At 58.7% G+C, this 18,874-nt stretch carries 13 protein-coding genes; 10 read left to right on the top strand and 3 right to left on the bottom strand.

Annotated features, from left to right (window positions below):
- The first annotated feature begins 44 nt into the window (after positions 1-44).
- The 10 genes from WCO56_05085 (at position 45) to WCO56_05040 (ending at position 13,512) form a co-directional block, all read left to right on the top strand.
- The gene (locus WCO56_05085; GenBank protein MEI7728920.1) at positions 45-1,400 is read left to right on the top strand and encodes an FAD-dependent oxidoreductase; all 1,356 of its coding nucleotides are present in this window, start codon (positions 45-47) and stop codon (positions 1,398-1,400) included.
- Between the two features lie 107 nt (positions 1,401-1,507).
- The gene (locus WCO56_05080; protein MEI7728919.1) at positions 1,508-2,023 is read left to right on the top strand and encodes a discoidin domain-containing protein; all 516 of its coding nucleotides are present in this window, start codon (positions 1,508-1,510) and stop codon (positions 2,021-2,023) included.
- Positions 2,024-2,096: 73 nt separating this feature from the next.
- Positions 2,097-2,915, top strand: coding sequence for a heparin lyase I family protein (locus WCO56_05075; protein MEI7728918.1), 819 nt, complete (start codon positions 2,097-2,099; stop codon positions 2,913-2,915).
- A gap of 4 nt (positions 2,916-2,919) precedes the next feature.
- Positions 2,920-4,941 (top strand): heparinase II/III family protein, encoded by a 2,022-nt coding sequence (locus WCO56_05070; protein ID MEI7728917.1) that lies wholly within the window; start codon positions 2,920-2,922, stop codon positions 4,939-4,941.
- Between the two features lie 4 nt (positions 4,942-4,945).
- A complete protein-coding gene (locus WCO56_05065) occupies positions 4,946-6,445 on the top strand; it encodes a DUF1961 family protein (protein ID MEI7728916.1) in 1,500 nt (499 codons plus the stop codon).
- A gap of 100 nt (positions 6,446-6,545) precedes the next feature.
- Complete coding sequence (locus WCO56_05060; protein ID MEI7728915.1) at positions 6,546-7,922, top strand: glycoside hydrolase family 71/99-like protein; 1,377 nt, start codon at positions 6,546-6,548, stop codon at positions 7,920-7,922.
- 346 nt (positions 7,923-8,268) lie between these two features.
- Positions 8,269-9,897 carry a glycoside hydrolase gene (locus WCO56_05055; GenBank protein ID MEI7728914.1) on the top strand — a complete coding sequence of 543 codons (1,629 nt, stop codon included), beginning with the start codon at positions 8,269-8,271 and terminating at the stop codon, positions 9,895-9,897.
- Positions 9,898-9,978: 81 nt separating this feature from the next.
- A complete protein-coding gene (locus WCO56_05050) occupies positions 9,979-10,245 on the top strand; it encodes a hypothetical protein (protein ID MEI7728913.1) in 267 nt (88 codons plus the stop codon).
- A 172-nt stretch (positions 10,246-10,417) separates the two neighbouring features.
- The gene (locus WCO56_05045) at positions 10,418-11,971 is read left to right on the top strand and encodes a tannase/feruloyl esterase family alpha/beta hydrolase (GenBank protein MEI7728912.1); all 1,554 of its coding nucleotides are present in this window, start codon (positions 10,418-10,420) and stop codon (positions 11,969-11,971) included.
- A gap of 458 nt (positions 11,972-12,429) precedes the next feature.
- Positions 12,430-13,512 (top strand): hypothetical protein, encoded by a 1,083-nt coding sequence (locus tag WCO56_05040; protein MEI7728911.1) that lies wholly within the window; start codon positions 12,430-12,432, stop codon positions 13,510-13,512.
- Positions 13,513-14,032: 520 nt separating this feature from the next.
- Here the strand turns inward: WCO56_05040 and WCO56_05035 are convergent.
- The 3 genes from WCO56_05035 to WCO56_05025 all read right to left on the bottom strand — a co-directional run bounded on the left by WCO56_05035 (position 14,033) and on the right by WCO56_05025 (position 18,793).
- The gene (locus tag WCO56_05035; protein MEI7728910.1) at positions 14,033-15,676 is read right to left on the bottom strand and encodes a hypothetical protein; all 1,644 of its coding nucleotides are present in this window, start codon (positions 15,674-15,676) and stop codon (positions 14,033-14,035) included.
- A gap of 285 nt (positions 15,677-15,961) precedes the next feature.
- The gene (locus WCO56_05030) at positions 15,962-17,014 is read right to left on the bottom strand and encodes a C-terminal binding protein (protein ID MEI7728909.1); all 1,053 of its coding nucleotides are present in this window, start codon (positions 17,012-17,014) and stop codon (positions 15,962-15,964) included.
- A gap of 90 nt (positions 17,015-17,104) precedes the next feature.
- Positions 17,105-18,793 carry a hypothetical protein gene (locus WCO56_05025; GenBank protein MEI7728908.1) on the bottom strand — a complete coding sequence of 563 codons (1,689 nt, stop codon included), beginning with the start codon at positions 18,791-18,793 and terminating at the stop codon, positions 17,105-17,107.
- Between the last annotated feature and the right edge of the window lie 81 nt (positions 18,794-18,874).

Below are 18,874 nucleotides of genomic sequence, written 5' to 3'. Positions count from 1 at the left end.
AAATCATCAAGGCTAACCAGAAAGTAATATCTTATAAGTAGTTTATGAAAAATGGCATCACTCGTAGGCACTTTGTCGGGGCGGGCGGGGTTATGGCGGCGGGTTCGCTCGGCTGGGGGGCGGAAGCGTCGACGCCGACTGGCCTTGGGCAGGCCAAACCATTCCAACGTTTAAAAGAAACTGTTTTTCGCGCCGATGTTTTGGTTTGTGGCGGCGGCCCCTCCGGCATGGCGGCGGCCACGATGGCGGCGCGCCAAGGCGCGAAGGTGTTGCTGGTTGAACGCTACGGCCGCATGGGGGGCATGGGTGTGCAGGCGGGTGTGAGCCCGCTAATGGGCGCCTCGAACAGTGCGTTCGTCCGTGAAGTGCTTCAGCGCCTGGGCGGGCGTGCCGCGCAGATGGAGCGAATGGACCTGGAATATGCCGACCTGGTGCTTGAGGCGGGCGGGAAAGTGCTGCTGCACACTTGGGCCACGGAAACTTTGCAGCAAGGCAACCGGGTGAGCGGCGTGCGCGCGATCTGCAAACAAGGAAGTCTGCGCATCGAGGCCGGCGTCACGGTAGATGCCACCGGCGATGGCGATGTGGCCTTTGCCGCCGGGGCGGCCTTTGAACAGGGTCGGCCGGGTGATGGACTTCTGCAGCCGGCGACGATCCAGTACCGCATTGGCGGAGTGAATACTGCCGAAGGTTTGTTGTGCGGCAGTGAAGAAGCGGCCATGAAGGTTTCCGTTCCGGAAGGAACGTGGCACGACGTCGTGCGCAAGGGGCAGCAGACCGGAGAATTGCCGGAGGCCATTGGTGTCATTCGCGTTTATGCCTCCTGTTATCCGAACGAACGCGTGATCAATGCCACGCAGGTCAATGGCATTGATGGGACCAAGGTGGAAGATCTGACTCGCGCCGAGCTGGCCGCGCGCAAACAGGCCTTCCAGGTGCTGGAGTTTCTCAAGAAACACGCGCCCGGCCACGAGCGGGCTTACCTCTCAGCGATGCCAGCGGTAGTCGGCATTCGCGAGACCCGGCGGTTTCTCGGGGTGAGTTACCTGGTTAGGGAAGATTTGATCAAGGGACGCAAATGGCCTGAGGCGGTGGTGCGCGACGCAAGTTTTGTGATCGACATTCACAACCCGTCGGGCAGCGGCCAGGCGGAGCGGTTCGCGGCCAAGGTCAAGCCTTACGACATCCCCTACGGCTGCCTGGTGCCGCGCGAAGTGGACGGTCTGCTGCTGGCGGGCCGCTGCATTAGCGGAAGCCATGAGGCGCACGCTTCCTACCGGGTTCAGTGTATCGCCATGGCCGTTGGGGCCGCCGCAGGCGCGGCAGCCGGTGTGGCGGCCAAAACTCAATGCCAGCCACGCGAGGCACCGATCGAGCAAATTCAGAAAGTATTAAGGTGACGGGCGGCGGCAATGGCAAGCCCAGCCTAACCGCCCCGCGTCAAATCGGGGGTGGCGGGAATCCAAAACAACAACAACAACTAACAAACAAAGCAGCAAAGATGAACATGCAACGAATAATGACGGTGGTGGTGTGCGCGATGGCGTGCGTGGTGACGGCGGCGGAGCCGACGACGATCAAGGTGGCGGGGGTGACGGCGAGTGCGGCGGAGAGCAAGGCGGCGGGCGGGGTTGGGGATTTTCCGGCGGAGAAGACGATTGACGGGGTGCTCACGCCGGCGTCGAGCTGGCGCGCGGAAGTCAAGGATGCGAAGGCGGGGGCGTGGATTCAGTATGACCTGGGCAGCGCGAAGGCGGTCGGGGCGGTGCGGATCATGTTTTTCTCGGGCGAGAGCCGCTCGTATCGGTTTGACCTTGAGCTTTCGGAGGACGGGCAGAAGTGGACCACGGTGTTTTCGGGCCAGAGCAGCGGGAAGGATAAGGGGTTTGAGACGTTCAAGGCGGCGGGGACGGCGCGGTATGTGCGGATCAAGGGGTTTGGGAACACCAGCCAGAAGTTTCCGCACTGGGTGAATATTGTGGAGACGGAGATTGTGGGTGGGCAAGAGCAACCCAAACCATAACCGCCCCGCGCTCAGTCGGGGTTGGCGCTGGCGTTCCGAAAATAATTGCTTATCAATTTTGGATCGAACCACCATGAAACGTACCCTCACACTCCTCACCGCCCTGCTGCTCGCGCCGTTGACGGCGTTGCCCGCCGCCGGACCTCCCTTGGCTCTGCCTCAGTCAGCTAACCAGGTGCGGGCGGACGCGGCCCAAAAGGAAAACACCTGCACAGGCAAAGGCAGAAACGCCAAATGTTTCATTGGCGGTTACTACTGGAGTACCGACAACGGCGATGGGGATTGGGCCATCACTAACCCGAAACCTGGCGATCTTCGTTTTGAGCTGCGTCAAGGCGACATCGCGCAATGGGACAAACAACGTTCTCATGCCGCCGAGCGCAATGAAATTTCCAATTCCAACCATAAGTTTCCGTTGGAAGAAGACATCTGGTTTTCATTTGGTTTGATGGTGGAGCCAGGCCCCAAAGTTTCGAGCCGATGGCTCGTCATCGGCCAGCTTAAGGCATCTAATGATCCGGGTGACCAGTCAGCCTCTCCCCCGGTGGGCCAAGAGCTCAACGCGGGCGATCAATTCCGCATCACCGTGCGCACCGCTTCGGAAAAGCCGCTGAAACACAATCCCGGCTCCAAGGCAATTTATGTCGATCCCGCGTTCGAGCGCGGTCGGATTTACCGCTTGGTTTATCGCATCAAGTACAGCCAGAAGGCCGGGCACCTTCAGGTGTGGCGAGATGGTAAAGAAATCGCCAATTACAAGGGTCCAGTCGGCTATGTCAGTAACACCGGACCTTATTGGAAATTCGGCATTTATCGCGATCCGGCTCCCGAAACCATCGCCGTTCATTATTACGATATCAAATTTGGCGGTCCAGAACTCGAGCCCCGCTGAATTCATGAAAACGCTCTACCAACACAGTGCCAAGGGCAACCGACGGCCAATCCGGTTGCTCAGCCGTTGCCTCGGGTCGCTGCTGGTCTCGGCGGCGCTGCTCGCCCCGGCGGCTGCGCCCCCGGATGACACCCTGCCCGAAAAGGCTTTGCGCACCCTGCGCGCCACGCGCGGCGTCCATCCCCGCATTTTCCTCACTGACGCCAAAATCGCGGCGCTGAAGCGCGCCATTCAAGGCCCGCAGGCCGGGGCCTGGCTGGCCGTGCAGAACCGCGCGGACGCGTTGGCCGCCACCCGCCCGCCCGCCTACCATGCCAGCGCCTCGGGCCGCTTTGACGATCCTTATGAACTCTGGCAGCGTGATGTCGGCAGCAACCTGCCCTTTTTCGCCCTCGCCTACCGGCTCACCGGCGAGGCGCGCTATTTGCAAGCCGCCAAGGATTGGTCGCTCGCCTCGTGCGGCTATCCGCACTGGGGCGTGGGCAAAGCGGAAGGTTCCGACCTGGGGGCCGGCCACCAGTTGTTCGGCTTGGCGCTCGTCTATGACTGGCTCTATCGTGACCTGGATGCCGGCACCCTTCAAACGATTCGCCGCGCGCTCCAGGAACGCGGCGCCGTCATGTACCGCGCCACCTCGACGCAGAGCTGGCGCGACCATATTCTGCAGAATCACTTGTGGGTCAACATCACGGGGCTTTCCGCCGCGGCCTTCGCCGTCTTCGATGAGGAAGGCTTTGAAGCCACGGCCGTCCCCTGGCTCGCCCGCGCCCTGGCCAAGTTCCACCGCACCGAGCAAGCTCTCGGACCGGACGGCGCCAACCAGGAGGGAATCTCTTATTGGGGCTATGCCGTCGAGTACATGCTGAAATACTGGAACATGGCGGGCGATCTCCTCGGCGAGCACCCTTCCAGCGACTGGTGGCGTCACACCGCCCGCTACCGGCTTTACCTGGCGCTCCCCAGAAACTCCTGGGCGAGGGAGCAGACCTGCGTGGACATGGGCGACTTCTCCAACCCGCCAGGCTACGGGCCGGATTATTCGTTGCGCCGCCTGGCAGTCATGAATCGCGATGGCCGCGCGCAGTGGCTGGCCGGCGAGTTGGACCGCGCCGGGTTTGTCACTCCGACCGCCAGTTGGCTTAACCTGCTCTGGTACGACCCGGCCCTCCCCGAGCAGCCCCCCGCCGGTCTCCCCACGCTGCACCACTTCACCGACATGGAGATCGTCTCCGCCCGCACCGGCTGGTCCGGCGGTGATTCGCTGCTCGTGTTCCGGTGCGGTCCGGCCATTGGCCATAGTGCCACCCGCGCATTCGATACCGGCGTCGGCAGCGGCCACGCGCATCCGGACGCCAACCATTTCGTCCTCTTCGCGAATGGCGAATGGCTGCTGCGCGACGACGGCTATATGTGGAAGATGACGGACCAGCACAACACGCTCTTGGTTGACGGCAAAGGCCAGGTGGGCGAGGGGGGCATGTGGTTCGACGGGAATCCGCAGATGAAGCTCAAACTCCAGCCGTCAGTTCTGCGGGCGAAATCGGCTCCCGAGTTCGATGAAATTGTCGGGGACGCGACGCAAGCGTACCCTGCCACCATGGGGCTGCGCCGGTACGTCCGCCACCTGCTTTTCCTCAAGCCGGACGTCCTCATCGTCGCGGATGACATCCAACTCTCCGCCGCACATAAGCTCGAGCTGCGGCTGCACCCGCGGAACAAGGCGGCGCGGAATCCAGACGGCGCCTACCTCGCGCGCGGCAGCAAGGCCGTGCTGCGCATCCAGCCGCTCACGCCCGCCGGCGTGGCCATCAGCGACGGGGATCTGCCCGCCAAAAACCGTGAGGGCAAACCGGTTTCGCTTTATGGCCTGCGGTTTGAAAAGGAGACGGCCATCTGGCGTCATGCCGTTGCCCTCTCTTGGTGCGGCACGGGGAACGAGCCGATTCCCATTCAAGTGGAACAACAAGGCGACCAATGGCTAATCCGGGCCGGCGCCCGCTGTGCGGTTCTGAATTGGAAGGAATAATCGTATGCGATTTTTCATCGTTTCGTTTCTCCTGATAACGCTGAACTCGGCGCGCGCCGTGTCGCCGGTGGTTGTTCTCCCCCTCGACGGCTCGTTCGCCGTCCAAGGCGCCTCGCTCGCACAGACGGGGCCGTATCGGTTCCTGCGGCTGAATGGCCGCACGGGATACCATCCCACCAGCCTGAAAACGGTGTTGGAACTCACCACCACCGCCCACCAGCAGCCCAGCGGAAGCATGGTTCTCTGGGTGGCCCCGCTCGAAACCCTGACGGTGGCGACCGTGAAGCAGTGCTTTGTGTCCAAAGACACCAATGCCCAGGAATACGCCCTGGTCGCCGATGCGCTTCCCATCAACGACCGCAATCAGAGCATTTTCGGCTGGTATTGGCGTTCGGCCTGGTATCCGACGGTGATAGCCAAGTTCGTGGCTGGTCGCGCGAAATGGGATTTCGAACTCACCCCACAGGTTCTCATCGAGCACCTGCCGCTGAGCCAGGGGCAGTGGTACCAAATGGCGCTCACCTGGAACCGGGACGCCCAGCGTATGCGGTTGTATGTGAATGGCATCCTCGCCGGGACCGTTGATTACCCGTTCCAAATGCAGACGCCCAATCCTAAACTGTTCCTCGGCACTACGGCGATGGCGTTTTCCGGCTTCCAAATTTACGACCAAGAGTTGACCGGTCGCGACATAGCCGGCTCGTTCGCCGCCGCCCGTCCACAACCCGCGGCGGAAGTCACCAAGGAGCTGCAGCGGCTGTTTACCATCCAGCCCAAGCCGCGCGCCAAATGGAAGCCCGGGACCGATTGGAGACTCGAGTCCGCCTGGTCGTTCACCAATACCGCGGACCTGACCGGCTGGGTGCAGCAAGGGTGCCTGGAACCCGGTTATGAGATGAAAGAACGGCGCATCACGCCCGAGGGCCTGCTCCTGGAAACGCCCGAGCAAATCGGTCTCGAGAGCCGGATGTATCTATGGAGTCCGCGTTCCTATGAAGGCGACCTGGCGGTGCAGTTCGAATTCCGGCCGGAACGCAATTTCGGCCTGGCCTTGTTAGTTCTCCAGGCGTCCGGGATGCAGCGTGAAGACTTCATTAATGACCATCCGCCCCGAACCACCGGCGCCATGACTACCATTATTGGCGACCGCGTGCGCAACTATCATTGGGAGTTCTTCCGCCGCACCGGCGACGTGCGCGCGGACGTTGGCAGCCAGGTGCTGATTAAGAACCCCTGGAATTGGGGGCTCGGGACCGCCGCCCTGCCCCCCATCGCCACGAACTGTTGGCACACGCTGCTCTTCGTTCAGGAGGGGGCCAAGCTGCGCTGCGCGCTCGATGGGCGATGGGTCATGGAAGCCACGGACAGCCCCACCATGTCAACCGGACCAGTCTTCAACTCCGGGCGCATCGGCCTGCGACTGATGTACCGAACGCGCATGCGATTCCGCGATCTGAAAGTCTGGAACCGCCAGGCAGAATGGCGCACACATGAACAGAACTAAATTTGACCGGGACGGCCTGATCCTTAAACGAGGTGCCGCTGCACAAGGGCGGCAGACCGAGTTTCACCCAAGACTCGGGACAGATTCAGGGGAAACGAACATGAATTTGAAATTGCTGCTTGGATTGGCTTTGTGTGTTGGGCTGATTCCGGCGGCTTCCGCGGCGTCCAAACACGCGAAGGAGTCGCGGTGGGATAACTGCGAAAAGCTCGTAATGGCGGGGTATCAGGGCTGGTTTCGAGGCGACGGCAAAGACGGGACCAAAGCCCCCTGGCAGCAGTGGGGCAAATCCTCCCAAATTGATGACGAACACATGGCCGTGGACCAGTGGCCGGACATGACGGAATACGAGCGCAAATACACTTGTCCGTTCAAGCTTTTGGACGGCAGCCCCGCCACGGTGTTTAGTTCGCTCGACGCTTCCACGACGGATTTGCATTGCCGGTGGATGCGGGAATACGGTATCGACGCCATGGCCTTTCAACGCTTTTACTGGATGCTAAAGAAGAATGACCATCGGGATGGCGATGCCCTTAAAGTCCTCAAGAACTGTCTTGAATCCACGAAGAAAGAAGGCCGGGCCTTCATGCTCATGTACGATCTTTCCAATTACAGCCAGGACGAGGATCACGCCGAGGTCCTGATCCGCGACTTTAAGCGCCTCGTGGACGATTACCAGATGACGGGAGGCCAAAAAACGCATTACCTCTATTACCAAGGAAAGCCGCTGGTGTGCCTTTGGGGAATCGGCCACGGGGGCAAAAAGGGGAGTGGCCCGCATCGGTATGAGGTGAAGAAATTCATCGAGTTCCTGAAGCACGACCCGGAATACGGGAATTGCGCGATCATGCTCGGAGTTCCCTGCTATTTCGCGGAACGAAAATACGACTGCTCGTCCGCCAAGGAGCTGACCGAGATTTTCGCGCTGGCGGACATCTTCTCGCCTTGGAATGGCGGACGGTACGCCACGACCGACAACGATTTTTTGGGTGTCTATGGGGAGACCTTCGGCGAGCGCCTGGCCAAGGACCTGGCCTATTGTAAATCCAAGCACCAGGAGTACGCGCCCACGGTGTATCCCGGCTTTAGCTGGTATAACGCCATGCGAACGGGCGAGGGGCTGGATGGACCTTTCGGCGCCATACCGCGGCGCAAGGGTCATTGTTATTGGGGGCTTTGGGAGCGGGTCGTGAAAGCGGGCTGCCGTATCGTCTTTATCGGGATGTTCGACGAATTCAACGAGTCCACCGCGATCATGAAGAGTACGGATAACACCCCCGCGCTCGTGAAGAGCAAGTATATTCCGACCGAGAACATGGGGGCGGACCACTATCTCTGGCTGACCCAGCAGGCGGTGCAGATGTTTAAAGCGGGCAAGCAACTCCCCGAGGTTATGCCCGTCCGTCCTGGCGCCAAGCAACTGCCGATGGAGTGGGGACAATCCATCAACAGGCAGGTCAAGGGGCAGAGGAAGTGAAACTAGAGGAAAATGGGAAATCTCCCCGCCGGTAGGGTTGTTCAGCAGAATCAGTTTTTCCTGTTTTTCATGATGCCTCCTTTTGAATCGTTCCCAAAGAATTGTGCTGATCCACAGCGTCTGGATAAATGGTCTCCCGCCGAGCCCCACGGCGTCGCTGACACCCGGAACTGGACTCTTGATTTGCGCGGCATGGCGGCCTGGAAAAGGAATCCACGTTTAATATCAAACGGAGAATGAGTTGCTCTGGGTTAAATTTCAATTGGCAACCTTCCACCTGCAAGCCCACCGTCTCCAACCTAATTTTGGCTTGATGACTCCAGAAGCAGGATTTAGTGTTTTTGGCATGTTTGACAGCCAAAAACCAATGCTCCCTAACCGCTTCGCGACCAATCCGGAAGGCGGGCGGGCGATGGTTAAAAAAAACAATTTTCTGCTATCAGTATCAGTGCTCCTTGGTCTCGCGCTGAGTCAGGTTTCGGCTGGAGTCCCGGCCAGCGTCTCCCTGCATAATCGGCTGATCCAAGTTTCGCTCAACGGTGCCGATGGCCGGATAACGGTGCAGGACCAACGCAACCACCAACAATGGAGCCAGAAGGTGTTAACCGCAGATAACCGCCTCCTGAGCGCGCGCGCAGCCGACAGTGGTGCCAACGCCATCGAGACCTCGTGGCTGCATGTCCCCAGCGGCCTCGGTTATCATGTGGGCCTGAGTATCCCCGCAGAGTCGCCGGAAGTATTGATCGAGTTGGCGGCGGACGCCCAAGCGGAAATGCCCGGGAACCTGACGTTTCCCCAACCCTTCGTCACCGAGCGCGGCAGCTACCTCGTCATCCCGATGAACGAGGGCATCTCGTATCCGGTCGAGGATGCCAGCATCCCGACCACCGCGCTCAGCGCTTATAGCAGCTTCGGCATCTGCATGGGGTTCTTTGGCGCGAGTGACGGCCAGCGCGGGTACATGGGAATTCTGGAAACGCCCAATGATGCCCGAATCCGGCTGGAACGGCTGGACGGCAACCTCTGCGTGGCTCCGGCTTGGGAACCACAGAAGAAGCATTTCGGTTATGATCGCAAGATCCGCTACGTCTTCTTCGATCAAGGGGGACACGTGGCGATTTGCAAACGCTACCGTGCGTACGCCCAACAGCGGGGTCTCGTGAAAACCCTGGCTGAAAAACGCCAGGAGAATCCCAACGTGGACCTGTTGGTGGGCGCGGTGAACGTCTGGGCGAGAGATTCCAGCGCCGTCAGCCTGGTGAAGGAGATGCAAGCCCTGGGCATTGAGCGCATCCTTTGGAGTGCCGGCGGCCAGGCCGAAACCATCCGCGCCCTCAACGAAATTCCCGGCGTGCTTACCAGCCGCTACGACATCTACCAGGACTTAATGGATCCGAGCCTCATTACCAATAAACTGGGTGGCTACCGGCATGGCGATTGGGTTCAGCAAGCCTGGCCGAAGGACATTGTCATCGGCGCAAGTGGAGACTGGATCAAGGGTTGGCAGGTCAAAGGCAAGGACGGCACGTTGTACCCATGCGCGGTCCTGTGCGACGCAGTCGCGCCCCCCTATGCCCGCCAGCGCATCCTGGAGGATCTTAAGAAACGCCCTTTCCGCTGCCGATTCATCGACACCACCACGGCTTCCGCCTTGCGCGAGTGCTATTCATCGGCGCACCCCCAGACGCGTTCCGAGTGCCGGCAGCATCGCATGGAATTGTTGGACGTCGTCTCGCGCGAAATGAAACAAGTCACTGGCTGCGAAAACGGCACTGAAGCTGCGGTTCCTTATCTGCATTACCTCGAGGGCATGATGAGCCTCAGCCAATACCGCATTCCTGACTCCGGGCGAAACACGGCGCGCATTGTGGACGAAGTCCCCGACCGGGTGGCCAAATTCCAGGTGGGTCATCGCTATCGTCTCCCGCTGTGGGAACTGGTCTTTCACGATTGCGTTGTGTCGCAGTGGTATTAGGGCGATTACAATAATAAACTGCCGGCCATCTGGGATAAACGCGACCGTTTCAATGCCCTGTGTGGCTCCGGTCCGATGTTCATGTTCGACCGCGATTTCTGGCAGAAGAACAAGGAGCGCTTTGCGCGCAGTTACCGGGACACCTGCCCCATTGCCCGCGCCACTGGCTATTCAGAAATGACGAATCATGAATTCCTGACCCCGGATCGCGATGTCCAGCGCACCACCTTCGCCAACGGCGTGACCGTCACCGTCAATTTCGGCGGCAAATCCTGGCGTTCGCCGATGGGCCAGGAATTGGCACCGATGGGCATGGTTTGTTCACCGTTGCCGTCGGAGAGGAAATAAACACAAAGTCAGCGCGCAGATTGAGTAACCACGGTAGTGAGGACTATATCTCACCGCAACGCGATAAGTGACACGCGATAAGTGAAATTACTTTTGGCGTTGGCCATGCTCATTCTGCGTGGCAGTTGGTAATGCGCTTGACGCGGCGGATAAACGGGACAAACTGAAACTCATGCCAGTCAAAAAAACTTACTTTGTGAGGCCAGGCCTGAATGCGCTCCTCGGCGCGTGCCTATTGGCTTTGGGGGGGATGATGACGACCGCGTTCGCCGACGGTCTGGAGAAACAGGATGGGCTGACGAATCTTAGGGCACTGAAGATCGAGCAAGGGAAACTCGCGCTCGTGGAGCACAGTGACGCTCCGATCATGGCGATACCCAATGGACGGTCGTTGAGCAACCTTCCGCCGCGGACCATGGTGAAGATCGTCCTCAACCCGGCCAGGAAATCCAATATCCATGTGGAGATCTGGCTGCCGAATGCCGAGACTTGGAACGGGCGCTTGGTTGGTCTTGGCAACGGCGGTGCGGCGGGCAGCATCAATCCCGCCAGTTTGGCCGGAATGTGCCACGCCGGCTATGCCGTCGCAACGACCGATATGGGGACGGCGCCGAACGCCGATTCCGGCATCGAAAATCCGGAGGTCTGGAAGGATTTCGGGTTTCGTGCCACGCACCTCATGACGGTCTGCGCGAAGCAGGTTGTGCGGGCGTACTATGGCCGAGACCCCGAATACTCGTACTTTAACGGCGGCTCGACCGGCGGTCAGCAGGCGCTGCAGGAAGCGCAGCGGTATCCCGAGGACTACGATGGCATTGTCGCGAACATTCCCGCCCACTGCCGTACTCCGCTGCATGCCTACTTCCTGTGGAATGAGCAGATATTCCACCGCTGCCCCTTCACCGAGAGCCAGCAAAACAACATCCTCCGCGCCGGAAACGAATATATGGCCACCCGCGAAACGCCGCAGACGGACGGCAAACTCGTTTCGGATCCGCGTTGCGGCACAAACGACATCGAGGCGGTCATCCAGCTTGCAAGGCAGAAGGATGCCACGCTCTCGGAAGCACACGCCGAAGCCCTCCGGAAACTGTTTGATGGACCGCGACACGCCATCACTGGCGAACGCATATTCTGCGGCATTCCGTTTGGCAGTTCCTTCAATATCGCGCGCGGCCATCTCTATCTCTTCAAGTGGGTTTTCGGGGCGAACAAAGACCTTATGGAACTAGATTTTGGAAAGGACATGGACACCTATACCACCGCGCTGGGGCCATATCTGAACGCCGAGAATCCCGACCTGAGCCGCTTCGAAAAACGCGGCGGCAAGCTGATTATGGTGTCCGGTTCCGCTGACTCCTGCGTGCCCTACCACGCCACGCTCGACTACTATGAACGGGTTGCCGAGCATTTCGGTTCCGTGGAAAAAGCCAAGGCGTTTTTCAGATTCTACATTATTCCCGGAATGAGCCACGGACCCGGTCCCGGAATCAACAAGCTGCCGAGTATGCTTGGCCTGGTGATCAACTGGCGTGAAAAGGGTGTCGTTCCGGATATGATCCAGGCACAGCGTGTCATTAACGGAAAGACCGAGTTGGACATGCCGCTCTACCCGTATCCGTCGAAAACCGGCTGGTCACCTGAAACCGGTTTTAAGCCCGTGGCCGGACCGCGTGGAGGTGTCGAGCGCATCACGGAACGCTTCAGGCCATCCGCCGCTGAATGAACCGATAACCCATCGCTTGGGGATCATTCATTAACAACGCCCTAAATAAGGCCCTATTCATATTTCAATGACAGGCAACCTAATTTCCGGTTGTTGAACGGTCAAGCGCTAACCTGGTAATCAAAAACTCGTGGCCTCTATTTGACTATCAAACCATAGTATCATTCAGTCTCTGCTTTGTTCGGCCTCTACCTGACCTGAAGCGCTAAATTCCCTTCAATTTCACCATGGTATGCAAATCAGGAGTTCCCAGCCCCACCGGCACGGATGGCTGCGAAAGCAACCGTTGGGAGCGAGTCAGTAAAAGACATGATGAGAATCAGATAAGGTTATGGTTTGATTCCGAATCCCGGTCTTGACCGCTCCCTGCGCCGGATTTAGTCTGCTCGAGTATGATCGCACGTCGAGAAGCAATTTTCCCGAACCGCATCGCGGCCAGTCCGGTAGGAGGAGGTGCAATGGCTACCAAAACCAGTTTTCCATCAGGAATTGGATGGTTACTGGCATCCCGGCTCTACACGCAGATTTCCCCGGTTTTTGATCATATCCAAAGTGTTTTTTTTGCTTGGTTTTGGCGGCCGCGCGCGCGCTTCCTGGGCCGGACATTATGGACGACGACCTTCCTGATTCCGGTCCTGTGGCTCTTCTCCCCAGCCGAGGCCCAAACTATTTTCACCGGCACCGCCAGCGCTGACGCCTTTCTCGCCACGGGTTCCACCAACAATCCGACCGGCGCCGATCTCACCGGCCGGAATTTTGGCGCCGCTGGCACCCTCGCTATTGCGTCAGGATCGTCGCTGAAGGGTGAATTCCAAAGCGTTGTCGAGTTCAACCTGTCGAATGCAGTGGCCCTATTTAACATGACTTACGGGTCCAACCGTTGGTCTGTTACTGGAATTTCCCTGGAACTTAACAGCAATTATGGCATGAGTGGAGAACAGCCGAACGACGCCACATTCAATTGGATCGGTGTGGGTTACTTTGTCATCGAATGGTTGTCCAACAACAGTTGGGTGGAAGGGACAGGTAAAACCAAATCGCCGACGACCAACGGTGTGGCATTTGGTTCGCTGCCGGAGCTGCTTGCAACGGCGCACGAACCGCTCTGCACCAACATATATTGGCCACCGGGAGACAACGTGGCAGTCGCCTGGCCGTTGCCGCTTACCAGCAACCTGGTGGCGAACGTGATCGGCGGTGGTGCCGTCACGTTCCGGTTATACGCGGACGACGAGAAAATAAGTTACCTTTTTGGTTCGCGCGAAAACGGACGCGGCAACGGGCCGTTGTTGCATGTGACGGCTGTCGAGTTGCTCGACATCACTACGGCAGGACTCTCGAACGGAGTTTTCCTGTTGACTGGCATTGGCAATAACAATACGTCATACCTGATCCAAGCCAATGCCGACTTGGCCACGACTAATTGGCAAACGATTGGGACTGTAACCGCAGGGGCCACTGGCGGAATTACTTTCAGGCTGGCTGGCGAAACCAACTACCCGATGCGCCTATACCGGTTATGCAAGCCGGGACGACCGTAACCAACCCGGTAACCGCATCACGGGCATTCCGGCGGCTCGCGTACGCCATCTCCCTTGGCCCCGTGCTACGAAGGCCGCTGAACACGCAGTAAGCCAGGGCAAACCAGACCGCCACCTGGAACATGGCTTTGCCCATCTCGGCCGGCGGAATGCGATCACTGGTGGTAAGGAGGATCAGGGTAAAAAACAACGGGAGGGTCAGCGGCAACGGGAGAGTTGGTTCCGTAACGGGGAAACATGGAAGCCAGACCGATACGGCGGATGGAGACCCTACGGGTGCCGGAAAGTGATGGCACGTAATGGGAGCCATTGCAGCCCGGCTGCACATGGGCAGTTGGAAAAGCACCACGACGCGACCGCAATAAAGAAAAGGAAAGGATTAAATGGAAATATGCCGTTGTTCTAATAACCCCTTTTCGCGTTCCGAAAGGGGAGATACGTTATCTCGAACGCCACCCGTCACAGTCACTAATCAATGCTGGCCTCACGGTTAAAGAGAAGTTCTTTCATGGAGCAAATTTTACCGCGACCACTTCGGATCAGCGGGAAATTTTCCATCTCGGATTGCCTGCCGGTATGATTCCAACGTGTGCAAGTTGTTTAGATTGACGCGGATAGTATTGGCGTTTTTTTCACCTGCGTTCTTGTTGGTGTTACCCCAAAAGTTTCCGACCGAATCCAGATATTGCAGCACCACATCCTTTTGACCGAGGCGCAGCAACTCTTTGGCGAGCATGAAATCCGGTCCGAATGAATTCAACTGCGGTGAGCCGGGAGTCTTGCCGGCGGCGAGCAGATACTTTGCAGCTTCGTCGGGTTTACCCTCGTGGACGGCGATCAAGCCGAGGAACGAATTGTAACCGTGGATCAGGTTGCCGTAGTTCCATGTGTCCGTCTTTGCATCAACGGTTTTAAGGAGTTGGGTGGCGTAGGCTTTTGCCTGATTGGTTTCGCCCGCCAGCAGGGAAGCCCGGGCCAAGATTTCAAGATAACTCTCGCCACTCTGCATGCGGTATGCGTCCCGGCTGGATTGGTGACGCAGCCGCTCGGCGGCTTCAAATTGTTGAATGCACTGCTTGGCGGCGGCAATCCGCTGATCCGTTTGTTCAGGAGCATTCAGAATGGTGGCCTCCCCCAGCCAGGCGCGCCCCATATGTTCCGCCCAGTCCGGGTTGTTCGGTTCGAGGGCGCGGACTTTTTCATACAGGGCTTTGCTCTTGCCTTTAAATTCCGGCTGAACCATGGCGAATTGCTCCATCCACATGGCCGCGTTGCCGAGGATGCGCACGTCAGCGGGGTTGGCTGTGATAAAATCCTGCCAGAGTCCGATTGCCCGCGTGAAGGTTTGTTGGTCAAAAGCGGAAATGACAATGCAAATTGGACCGGCGATGCGGCTGCGCGGATTGTTCTCAATTACTCCCAGTAAGAGTTTGACTCCCGCCGGCGACATTGGATGACCATGCCCCTCGTGCCCCAAAAGCTGCAGCCGAGTCGCGAGGTCGGTCGGGTCTTTTTGAAGCTTTAACTCACCGGCAGAAAAGTCGGCGGCAGAAAGTTTGCGACCTGCCTCCACGAGCCGCCAGGCGTCTTCGACCGGAAGTTTGTCTGGCGAAACAGACGCAACAATCAGCTCCGGTTTGGTGACCTTGTCCGGTGCGGGATCATTGGTCGTCAGAACCAGCGCAGTGGGCGACAACGGATTCGATAAAACTGGCTTGGAAAGTGTGACCGCGTCCGGAACAACCTTTTCGTGCGAACGCAACACGACGATGGTTTCATTTCCTGCCGGGTCTTCAAGGGTCACCGTCTTGAGTTCAAAGCCGTCAAAGCCGGGATATTTGCCTGCGCTGCCATTCTTGCGCCGGTAACTGATGGAGTTTGTGCCAGTCCGTATGCCGACCACTTTGGCTGGCGCGTGGAAATCTCCGAACCTTCCGACCACCACGAAGCCGCCATCCTTCGCGTAGCCCGTAAGCTCGTTTAGGTTAGCGAAGGTTCGTCCGGTGATTTCCCAAGTATCGAACACGGGCTGCGATGTTTTTGCGGACGAAGCACCTGGGGTCAAGCCACCCAGCGGGTGCTCGTTCGTTTCCTGCGCAAGCGCTGCCGACAAAACACCTGCCAGCGCGAACATTCCGGTGCTGAATCGAATAATGGTTTTCATGGTTTTGTTTTGATTGTCTATTTTGATGTTGGATTTGCTGTCTGCTATTTTCGGCCCTCACCTAACCTAACCAACTCGCCGCGATTCGGTTAAGGAGCATTGTATTTTGGCTTGCATCCATGGTGCGAACATTAATCCCGCTCTTGGAGTCGTCAACCCTGTTTCTTTGACATTTTTCGGCCCTGCATTGGCGGCTTTTTCCGTTTACGGGTGAGTTACCGATGCCGGAAACGCAAAACATCCCCTGACTAGCTTTTGATCAACTTGTTGAGGGAATCAATATAGCTAACCGATTCGTTTCTGCTCCAATCGCTTTAGCTGCCAACGCGCGGCGTAGCTGAGCGTCCACTCAGCGTTTCGCCCCAGACGGTGCAGCACTTCCGGATTGGCGAGTGACACCGGCAGCCCGCCGGTGCAGACGCGCACGGCTTCTTCCGCCACGGTCGTTTGCAGTTCAGCGACTGATTCCTCCGAATACCAGGCCGTGTGGTCAGAAATGACGACGCGTGGGTGTGATCGCAACGGTGAGTTAAGATCCAACGGCTCCAACTCAAACACGTCCAGCCCCGCGGAGGCTACGCGCCCGGTATTCAGCGCCACCAGCAGCGCCTCCGCGTCAAGCACTGGACCACGCGCTGTGTTAACGATGATGACGCCCGGCTTCATCAGCTCGAACTCGCGATGGCTGACCAAGTGCCGTGTCTCCGGCAAAAGTGGCGCGTGGAGGGAAATAAAATCCGATTCGCGGCAGAGCGTGCGCAGATCCACCAGTTCAACGCCTAGCGCCGCCGCCGTCTCTCGCTCCACAAAAGGGTCCGTCGCCAGCAGCCGCATGCGCCAGCCGCCCAGCTTGCGCGCCACCGTCTGGCCAATGTTCCCGAAGCCCACCAAACCCATTGTGCGCCCGACCATCCGGTAGCTTTTTTCCGGCGGGTTCGGAGCCCATCCGCCCTGCGTGAGCCGGCGTTGGATGGGAATCACGTTGCGTACGCAGGCCAGCAACAGCGCGAGTGCATGGGTTGCCACTTCATCCAGGCAATAGGAAGGCGCGTGGCCCACCATGATACCCGCTTCCGTGGCAGCAGATTGGTCCACGTTATCGTAGCCCACACCGTAACGGACAATGATCTTGCAGCAGCGGAAACGGCGGATCAACTCTGGCCCGATTTTGTGCCAGCGGACTAGAATAGCGTCCGCATTTTCGCAGAGTCTAAAAACTTCTTCCAGCGGCATGCCGTCGCCATCCAGGTATTCTCCGCCTGCCGCAGTGACAACGCGGCGTTCATTCACCGTGGAAGGATAAGCATGGGGAAGCGAGATAACTTTGAATCGGCTCATATTTCAATGGCAGGCAACCTAATTTCCGGTTGTTGAACGGTCAAGCTTTAACTTGGAAATCTCAATTCCACCAGCCTGATTCGAATCAGCTCACCCGCGTTTGGCCCAGGCCGTGCCCAACGTCCGGCCAATCCGGCCCCAGAAACTGAGCGGGCGATCCGGTTCGTATCGCTGATAGGCATATTGCCGGAACTCGCGCACAAGGCAGTCCTGGGCGTGCCGATACCAATAATAATCCACCAGCAGGCTCAGAATGACATACAACGCCAGGAACACCTCAAAACCCAATTCGATGTGGGTATGGAGCAGCAGATTCGACATCCCAACCGAGGCGGATACGGCACCCAGCGCCAAATGAGGAAGCAGTAAAACCCGGAAGAAGGCTTCCGAGGCCGCGTTGCGGGGATTTTTCGACGCGACGCCCATCCACATGCCCACCCACGCCAGCGTGTACAAGTCGGCCAGCAGTATCGGAATCGCGATGAGCAGGTACCAAGCGCGATCCAATTTGTCAGGGCCGGAGGTTTCGGAGGAAACCACCAGCGCCACGATCAGCAGGCCCAGCGTAAACGCGGCGAGGCCCGCCAGGAGTCCCTGGAACATTTTTCGGAGCGCCCGGCATTGGCCGGCCAAAACCTCCGGCACACTCAGCCGGGTGGTCAGCACCAATTCCATAGCGCCGTTGCGGATGTCCCGGCTGAACACCACCCCGGACTCCGAAGCCATCGCCATTTTGATGAGTCCCAGAAGGAGGAACAGAATGACTTCCGAAGTCGGGCCCGCGAACATCTTCGTACCGATGCCAAGGCGCAGAAATATCCAGAACGCCAGGCTCCCGGCCAGGATCAGCCAGCCCACCCAGAGCCGGAGCCGGTTGCGCAAGGCCAGCCAGGCGATCGGATTGACTTCGAGCCACTGGCGACGGAAAGCGCGCCGCGTATCCGACCGGCCATACAGGATCCAGCCCAAGCGCGTGCGCAGGCGGAACCCCAGCGTCGAGGGCACTTTTTCCTGCCAGAGGCGGCCCACCAGCAGGCTGGCCAGCACCAGCGCCAGAGATCCCAAGGCCAGCATGCCGCCCAGCGACCACGGCCAGAGATCCGCATGCTTGCCGGCGCTGATCGAGGCCAACCAGCAGGCGTAGCCCGGGCTGAACACGCGTAGCAGCGTCACCAGCGACTCATATCGCTCAGAATTTTCCTCCAGGATGGCGGCCACGAACGGGAATACGCCGACCAGCAGGATCATGATTCCCAACGCCGACCCCACCGTGAATTGCTCCTGCCGCCCCACCGTGGAGCAGAGCATGCCCACGGTAAGCGACAAAAACATGGCGGCCATCAGGGTGATTCCCACCTTGGCCACCAGCGTCACGCTCACCCCGCCCAGCAGGAGGGGGATGACCAGCACCGGCATGAGGCTGACCAAACCCGTGACATGAATGATGGAGTTGGGAATCAGTTTGCCCAGGATGATGTCGTGCCCTTTGAGATCCGTCAGAAACAGAAACCCCAGCGTGCCCTCCCGCTTTTCGCTGCTGATGCAATCGCCCGTGCTGCGGAGGCCGCTGAGCACGCAGTAAGCCAAGGCAAACCAGACCGCCACCTGGAACATGGCCTTGCCCATCTCGGTCGGCGGAATGCGATCACTGGCGTTAAGGAGGATCAGGGTGAAAATCAACGTGAGAGTCAGCGGCAACGGAAGGCGCGCCCAATACGTGCGGGCACGGCGGGCATGAATCCGCAGCTCGCGTTCAACAATAGGCGAAAAGGTCCACACATTCCGAAAATTTGCATTCGTCGGCCACGCAAGATGAGCGTAACGGGGGCGGCGGGGAAGTCAACCGGGGAGTTGGTTCAT

It is taken from the genome of Verrucomicrobiota bacterium, from assembly GCA_037139415.1.
In the GTDB taxonomy this organism is placed as follows: Bacteria; Verrucomicrobiota; Verrucomicrobiia; order Limisphaerales; family Fontisphaeraceae; genus JBAXGN01.
This window is presented reverse-complemented; position numbering and strand designations above follow the sequence as displayed.